3 protein-coding genes are annotated in these 8,789 nt (G+C 51.2%); all 3 read right to left on the bottom strand.

Going from position 1 to position 8,789, the window contains the following annotated elements:
* Positions 1–618: 618 nt before the first annotated feature.
* Complete coding sequence (locus tag AK2_RS16005) at positions 619–2,301, bottom strand: IS1634 family transposase (protein ID WP_245632950.1); 1,683 nt, start codon at positions 2,299–2,301, stop codon at positions 619–621.
* Between the two features lie 298 nt (positions 2,302–2,599).
* Positions 2,600–3,580 (bottom strand): toll/interleukin-1 receptor domain-containing protein, encoded by a 981-nt coding sequence (locus AK2_RS16000; RefSeq protein ID WP_067937022.1) that lies wholly within the window; start codon positions 3,578–3,580, stop codon positions 2,600–2,602.
* A gap of 396 nt (positions 3,581–3,976) precedes the next feature.
* Complete coding sequence (locus AK2_RS15995; RefSeq protein ID WP_067937020.1) at positions 3,977–8,764, bottom strand: DEAD/DEAH box helicase; 4,788 nt, start codon at positions 8,762–8,764, stop codon at positions 3,977–3,979.
* Between the last annotated feature and the right edge of the window lie 25 nt (positions 8,765–8,789).

Below are 8,789 nucleotides of genomic sequence, written 5' to 3'. Positions count from 1 at the left end.
AATCATGAAGGAGGAGCAGGTGTGGCTCCAAGGATACCTTTGTCAACGTGGTCATGCCTTTTGGGTCCGGTCTACGGAACCCTTCCAGCCGGACATCTGTCCAGTCTGTAGGAGTGAACGAAATCTTGCTCGCACGTGGGAGGGGATTGTTCATCGTGGCCATTAAAGTTACATGTAAAAAACATCGTTAATAACACATAGTTCTAAAAAGCAAAAGACCGAGGGGGAAATCCCTCGATCCTTGCTCTCATACACCATGGATTTGATTCATCCTATGATTTCCTATCGCTGGTCATGTATTATAGCGGTTTGAGATCAGTCGAGAGTCGAAGTTCAAAAAGGACCTGATCCCAGACATCAAACGGTGGAAACTGGCGACTCGTGGTTGAATTGGCGCGTCTTTTCAAGGTCTCGTACGGCCTGCCTGCATGTCGAATACCAGCGGATAGATCCCACATTTCGCGCCACCTTGGCACGGGCAGACTGGAAACGGGTCAGGAATAGGGGTAACCCCCCGTCGCTGGTCCACAAAATGTAAATTAAAGTCATTATGAAAGCGCGATCTTTCCAAGAAATGATCGGAATTGGAAGTGCAGCACATGCCGAGGTGAGCGCCAATCAGGCGATTTTTTGAACCTCCGTGTAGATGCTCAGGTCCATGTCCAGCAGCTTCAAAACCCTGGCTATCTGCGGGTCGTGTGGCGTCGCTGGCGCTCTGTGCCACGTATCACCGACTTGCACCTGCACGGTCGTCATTCCATCCAGCATCTCCAGGACCGACAGGCCCGTCGGACGGAAGCTCTTCCGCTTGCCCGGCAGGATGAGTGGCTCCGTCTCGCGCTTCATCTTCTCCCGGATGATGTACTCCAGCACACTGTACAGCAGCAACGACAGCAGCATCACGACGCCGAATGCCTTCACGCGCGTGGGCTTGTGCAGGAAGATGGGACCCACGTGATAAGGGCTCTTCAGATACCGGAATCGCGCCTCGACCTCATGCTGCTCTTTGTACAGCCACAGCACCTGTTCATCCGATACGCGCTGGTCATCGCGAATATCGGTGATGAGCACAAATGTGGCTTCCTTCTCCCGCCAGAGCTGAACTCGCTCCTCGGTTGGCGGCAGAATCTCCACCTCTATGCGGTACCGCGTGTGCACGGGTGGTGCCGGTTCATCCTTGCGCGGACGACCACGGCGCGCCCGTTTTTCCTGTACCTGCTCGGCATATACGCGCGTGGTGATCTGGTACAATGCACTGCGGTGCTCCTGCACAAATGCCTGCGCCGCCATCTGCGCGTCCTGTTCACAACTGTAGACGATTTTGCCCAGCGTCCTGGCCGCTTTCTCCAGCGCGGCCTTCTCGCGCTTCAGGACATCTTCGAGCTTGCGCTCCTTGCGGGTATCCAGGCTGGAGGAGCGCACCACCACGAATCGATACGTTCGGCCATACAGTGTGCGGCGGAAGGACTGGATCTTGTAACTGGCCCCATCCTTGGCCTCAGCGAGCCGACCGACTTCCCGCCAGCCGTGTTCCTTCTGCCACGCGGCTCGCTTCAAGTCCTCGGACAGCTTATACGTCCCCGGCAATCGCGAGATGAAGTGAATACCCTCCTGAGCCAAAAGCTCCAGGTTGTCCTTTGTCACCAAGGCCGCGTCCGCAATGTATACGCCTCGTTTGCGCGTGGCTTCATCGAGTTGCCCCAAGAGTTGCTGGATGTTCTCGAAGTTCCATGTGTGGTCGTCTAGGTTCCCTGGGTTTACGTTCGCGCACAGTCCGAAGCCATACACGGTGCAAAGCCCAAACACGATTTGCTTGAGGTCCGGACGGTTGTCCTTGGAGAATCCCCGGTCAATGCGAAACTCCGTTTGGTCCAGGTACTCACCCGTGACAGACAATGACGTGGTGTCCGCATGGATGGGAATCGGCTCATCCGATTCGTCCAACACGCGGAGCCTCTGCAGCGTGTGCAGAGCGATACGCGCATACAACTGCTCCGGTCCGGCGTCATACAGGGCATCCAGGGCCCTTGCCAAGGCATCGTCATTCAGGTCCTCCGCTGAGACGCCGCTTCCAAGCAGCACTTCCACATCCCGCTGCGCGTAGAACTCCTCCACCCGGTACAGCGCCTCGCGGTTGGTGCCGATGTTGATAAGCAGCGCCTTGGTCCGCAGACCCACGGACAGTTTGCAGTCCGGGCGCGGCACCGCTTCGTCGATGATGTGAACCCATCCCAACCAGTCGATGAGTCTGGCCAGTACCGGGGAAGGCCCCATAACAAACGAACGAATCGGACCGAGCACCTGGAAATCCTCCCATGCGAAGATACGCCGGGCTACCCAATTCCACATGGACGGTCAAAATTCCTGTCAAAAATGATGGGCGCCCGAAAAACGGGCGCGAAATGTGGGATAGATGCACGTGATCAGTTCATTCAAGGCGCCTGTCTGGATCAATAAGCCGTTCCTAGCTGCACCGTAGAGCGTGGCAGGCACGTCCAAGCCACCGTCTGGAATGACCACCACGCTGTGGCACGCCCACTCTGGGAGAGACGGTAGCGACTTCTGTTCTAAACGAATAAGGAATATTTACCCTATTTTCTTACAGGAGAACAGTTGGTAACAAGTTCAATAGCCTTTTCGTGAATTCCGTTCTAATTGCCTCCAATACGCCCCCATAAGCAGTACCTGTTGCATATCCGAATAACGGCAAATCAGTTTCGGCGCTTGGATTCAAATCTTTTAATCGCAAGTGAAAGGATAAAATCATCTTCTCAGGATGAGTGCTCTGCTTTATTTCAGACTCCAATTTTGCAACAGGTTGATTAATGAATATATTCCATAAAATAGTATCTTTTCTTGTTCTTAGATAAGACATTACATTAGCAGCATGTTCTCCCCAACCGATGTACTGCGTATTTACCTGAAAAGGAGTTACATATACTTGAATCAGTCGATGTCGTGGCTTGTCTCCTTCATCTAACTTATCCAAGGATTCATTCGACCAACCTGCCAATTCATTGCGACAGAACAGTTCTAACGACTTATCTCTACGCTTTATTGCGATATTAAGTCCTTCTGAAATGCACTCGGATAATAGCTTTCGTTTACCTTGTACGTCTGATAAGAGATCGGCGATGTCTGAGGTCGAATCCTGCATACGGAGTTCCTCTATTCCATAGGGTGATTCGATGACAGGACGAATCGCTTGTGTAAGTTCGACAAGACCAAGGGCATAACTTTTTCGGAAATCAGCATATTTTTTAGTCCCCAATAGGGACGGTACCGTACATGTTTCAAGCATCACTGGCAGTATAATCGTTTTGTTTTCTTGAATTTCGTTCCAATATTTACTTTGCCACTCCCGTTCTACCCATCCTGATTCAACAGCATTTGGAGATAATACAATAACTACATAATCAGCATCTGCGATGCCTTGGTTAATCTTTGAGACAATAGAGTCTCCAACCCTTATTTCCCATTCATCGAACCAAATATCATGTCCTAATTCCTTCAAATCGGCCGCTAATTTGCGAACAAACTCCTTGTCCTTCGAGGAATGAGACAAGAATATTTTCGCCATTAACAATCTCTCCCCAGTTTTAAGGGTAGTGTCCGTTAAGTGAGTGGAATTTCGCCGTGCGTGTCTAAAGTGGGACAAATAGCCAGTTGTGTAGTAAAGTGTCTGGTTCTAACAATGGTGTCGCATCCGGTTTAAGCCTGGCCATCGATTCCATGCTGAAATACCGACGGGACACGAGCCAGTCTTCGTGCTGCTCCTGCAGAACCGCTCCCGTCATCCGCAAAATCGACTCCAGATTTGATTTGAGATGATTTCGACCACATCCATCCACCGTCTCCAGAGGTCTTAACCTTCGAGAATTTTCCCTTCACTTCGCTCACCATATGGCGCAACTGCTCCCGATCCGCTTCCTGATAAGCTGGGTGAAAATGGAACTGATAATGGACGCCCCCATTTCTATAACCCGAGTGTGGGCAATGTCTTCACGATCCGATTGGTCTCCATGCTCACACGCACAATCCTCTTCACAAGGTTGACGATATACCTCGGATCTTCGGACCATTCGTTGGGATCGTTGACAATGTCACTGACCTTGTCCACCGTCACCTGATACCGATCCATGATCCACTCAATCGCGGACTTACCGTTGACGACGTAGTCGTATGCTTCCAGGGGAATGCCTGAAAGCTTGATGTAGGCGTTGTAGATAATAGTGGTCTTATCCGGCTTTCCTCCTGGTCCCTTCGCAAAGTGCATTTTTTCGACGCGGTAGAAGCCCTCTAATTGCGAATCTTTGTCGTGTATCTCCTCAAGCGGCCACGGTTCGACAGTTTCGTAGTTGACGTGCAGCTCCGCCAACTCTCGGCCGGCCTTGCTAAACATCCAAAAGTCCTCTGCACTTGGCACGGCGGGAATGCGCGGAAGCATCTTCTTCAAGTCCGCGGCAAAAGTCTCTCGATACTCTGGTGAGTGGAGAATGCCGTAGACGTAGTAAAAGATGTCCTCCTTGGATACTATGCTGCCATAGTGACGTTGGAATTCATTGAGCGTCCAATCTGATATGGCGTATTTACGCTTGTATTTTTCGTTGGACAGTTCCAACCGCACCTGGGTTTCAGGAGCTTCATCAGCATCACATTCATAGAAATACAGAGGAAAGCACTGCCCTGTGTCGTGGAAATGGAGATTTGGTATGGCATTTACCATCAACGCCGAGAACGGCCGGCTGGCTCCAATTCCCGTCACCGCGATAACTCGATTTTCGACGCCGGGTTCGGGAAAGAGCTTTGGAATCTGGTATACCCTCTCATTGAGCGCACGGTTAAAATAAAGCCATTGTTTACAAAACGGTCGATATACTGACGGCACAATGGAATTTTGCTTGTAGGTATATGTCTTGCCTCGTGATAGGTCCTGCTTCAGGTTATGTGACCAACTAATCTTTGTTGGGTCCGTATCGATGAAAGCCTCAACATCGCTGATTGAAGGACTCGTTATCGCTAACTTCTTGAATTCATCAACCTGCTGATTATAGAACTCAATGGTGGCCTGCATATTACTTTCGACAGTGGACCGCGAGAAGTTGTATGTCCAGCTGTCTCGATTTGTAGTAACTCCAAGTGAATACAGCTCAAATACAGACGATTCCTGTTTTCCTTTTGCACCAAGCGCAATCAATTTTGTGAAGTCTTCGTTACGCTGATTCACCCAATCATGCGCCGTGTTAGGCTGAATGACCGTCCATGCAAGCCCCTTGATGCTGCCAGCTCCCTGGATTTTCTTCAGTTTTTCTTCCCTGCTGAGATAATCCCCGATGTCGTGGTAGCGAAGCACGCACTTACCCTTCTTCGCCGGATTTTTGACTAATACTGTGATGGCCACCGGCGCACGACTACCCGATTCAAAAATGTTTCCCCCTTCTTTTTTGCGCAACTCTCCAGATGTTCGAGCATGTCCTCGCAGATTGAAGCAATAGATCGATGTGAACTCATCCACCAGGCATTTTCGGAGACCATCTGCGGCATTACTGTCGATAAATGAACCGTTTGTCACAAAAGCAATTACACCGCGATCTCCAATCCGGTCGCTAGCCCAACGGATCGCGCGAACATAGGAATCGTACAGTCCCTTTTTTAATACGGCATGAGAAGCCGCCGCATAGGTATCTGCGATTCCCTGATCGAGATGCGGATACGTCATGTTCTTGTTATTGTCATTTTCACTTGTCTGCCCTGCCGAATACGGCGGATTCCCCACAATCACGCGGATCTCTTGCCGTTTCTGTCGGGCAATCCGCTCGTTGTTCTCAGGGAACATCACCTCCACCCAAGCACCCTCGTTCTCCCCCAGCTGGAATGTATCTGTCAGCACGATGCCTGGGAAGGGTTCGTAGTCGCGCCCTGATAGTCGGTGGAATGTCTCTTCAATGTTAATGGCCGCGATATAATACGCGAGCAGTACAATCTCGTTTGCATGAAGCTCGTACCGGTACTTTCGTAGCAGGTCCTCCGGCCGGATGAGGCCGCTTTGTAGCAGACGCACGATAAACGTGCCCGTTCCAACGAAGGGATCCAGAATATGCACGCCCTCGTCGCTCAGGTGCATGCCGAACTCCTCTTGAAGCGCGTCTTCCGCGCTCCGCAGGATGAAATCGACCACCTCTACTGGTGTGTACACAATGCCCAGGCGATCAGTCATCTTCGGGAATGCGGTTTTGAAGAATTTCTCGTACAGCTCAAGGATGATGCGTTGCTTGGCTTCCGCATTGTCGATGCCGCTAGCACGCCGACGCACGCTTTCGTAGAAGTCGTTCAGCGAGACGGTTTCTTTCCACAGCGCTTGTCTCTCCAGCACGTCCAACACTTTCTGCATGGCTTGTGACACTGGGTTCTGTGCGCTGAAGGCATAGTTCTCAAACAGTGCGTCAAACACCGGTTTCGTCACCAAATGCTGAGCAAGCATCTCAATAGCGTCTTCTTCGGAGATGCTGTCATTGATGTTCTTCTTAAGTCCTTGCACGAAATGATCGAACGCATGCTTGGCTTCCAGCGATTTCTCGTCGTTTCCAGAGAGGATTACTCGTATATGAGTCCTATGGCGGTCGGCTATCTCCGCCACGTCCTTGGCCCATGACTCCCAGTAGCGGCGCTCACCGCACTTTTGCACGATTTTCGCGTAGATTGCCTCACGCCACGTATTCAATCGAGACAAGTCCAATCCAAGTTGAGACTGCGTTCCGGCATGTTCCCCTTCTGTTTCTTGTTCGTCTTCTGATCCGGCAGTGCCCTTTTTAGGGTGTCCACCGATTTCAATGACGTTGATATTGTCCGGCTTGTGTTTGTTTAGTTCGAGCTTGTTTACCAAGTCGTTGAACCGATCGTCATGTGCCCGGAGTGCATTGAGAACTTCCCAAATGACACGGTAGTTCTTCTCCCTATCCAGTACCTCCTCGGGGGAACGGTCTGATGGAACAGCTATGGGTAGGATAACGTAACCGTACTCCTTCCCTGGCGCTTTTCTCATCACGCGTCCCACTGCCTGCACGACATTGACCTGTGAATTACGTGGATGAAGGAAAATGACGGCATCCAGTGCAGGCACGTCGATGCCCTCCGTGAGGCATTTTGCATTGCTGAGAATTCGGCACTCTCCATGAGCCGGTTCGTCCCGCAACCATTGGAGTTTTTCGTTGCGCTCGACAATATTCATCGTGCCGTCAACGTGTTGAACTTCGCCCGCCAAGGCGTCGGAGACCGTCCCGGACGAGGAAGTCAGATAGTCACGGATGGTCTGGGCGAACAGATCAGCAAAGAGCCTGGAGTTTTTGATGGAATTGGTGAACGCCACGGCACGCCGCATCGGAATCGGATCTGCGGCCAGATCGGAATTGTTTTCCGGGAATCGTTTGGACAGCGCATTCCAGCATCCTACAATCTTTACCGCATCCGGAAGATCCAAGGGTTCATCCTTGTCGTGGATTAACTCCTTCAAATGTGTCAAGACGTGCTGCTGATCCACCGCCAGAATGAGCACCTTGTAGTCCGACAAAATGCCAGCTTCCACAGCCTTTGAGAAGTTCAAGCGATGGAATTCTGGGCCGTACACATTCGGATCGTCCATCGAATACAGTTCCACCCCGGCATCCTTGGCCTTAGACTTACTCGTATCTGCATAAATGCGGGGCGTAGCCGTCATGTACAGGCGCTTCTTCGCGGAAATGAAACGATCATCATGCACCTTCGTGAAATACGAGCCGTGTTTGCCGGTCACGACGCCGGTAGTACGATGCGCCTCATCGCAAATCACCAGATCAAAGGAGGGAAGACCTCTTTCCTGTGCCTTCGAGATAACATCAGAGGATTGGTAAGTTGAAAAGATCACAGTGATTACTTGTCCCAGGCCTTTGTTCACCTCTTGCGCCAACAGCTCTGCGTTTGTTGTAGCGGGATACGCCAATTCCGAAACGCGCAAATCCTCGCCTTCTCCCCGGCCCACCTTAACATCCGAACATACGGCAAAACACCGCAAGGAGATCTCCGATTCAGAAGTCCACTCCCGTAGGCTTTGCGAAAGGAGTGCAATAGATGGAACCAGGAACAGCACCAGACCGTCACGTGGGACAAACCGTTCCGTCAGTTTGAGCGCAGTGAAGGTTTTCCCGGTTCCGCAGGCCATGACAAGCTTTCCACGGTCGTGCTTGCGGAAGCCTGCGATGACATCCTCAATGGCTGCCCGTTGGTGAGGACGCAAGGCTTTGCGATCTCTCTTGGGCAACGTTTCCGGCTTGTCCCAAGAAAACTGGGACCAATCGAACGGACTGTGTTCCAATTCACCAATGTCCAGTATTTGGACCGGAATTTGCTGATCTCTGCAAGCATCCAGTGCGTGTTTGCTCAAAGGTGCCGTGGCTATAATCATCCGTCGACGAAATGGATGTTTTCCGGATTCCGTAAAGAAGGAATCCAAGTCCGACTTTTGAATCTTGTGCCCGGAATCATAGAACTTACACTGAATGGCCCAGATGTTCCCAGTAATCGCTTCTTCCGCTACCAGGTCAATGCCTGTGTCAACACGACCATTCCGACCAGGCCACTCCATCCATCTCCAGACACGGGAAAAGAGTTGCTTGTACTGTGGATCCTGCTGCAAAAATGCCTTCATGAGGCGTTCAAAAATGTCTCCTTGTTCGCGTGTGGTTCGTGCGATTCGGCGAAGTTGATTCAATACGTCGTAAATGGCAGCCATGGCGTCCCTTCCTCAAGAACTATGT

The organism is Alicyclobacillus kakegawensis NBRC 103104, from assembly GCF_001552655.1.
GTDB classification, from domain to species: Bacteria; Bacillota; Bacilli; order Alicyclobacillales; family Alicyclobacillaceae; genus Alicyclobacillus_G; species Alicyclobacillus_G kakegawensis.
Note: the sequence above shows the minus strand (reverse complement) of the source record. Positions and strands in the feature narration are given on the sequence as shown.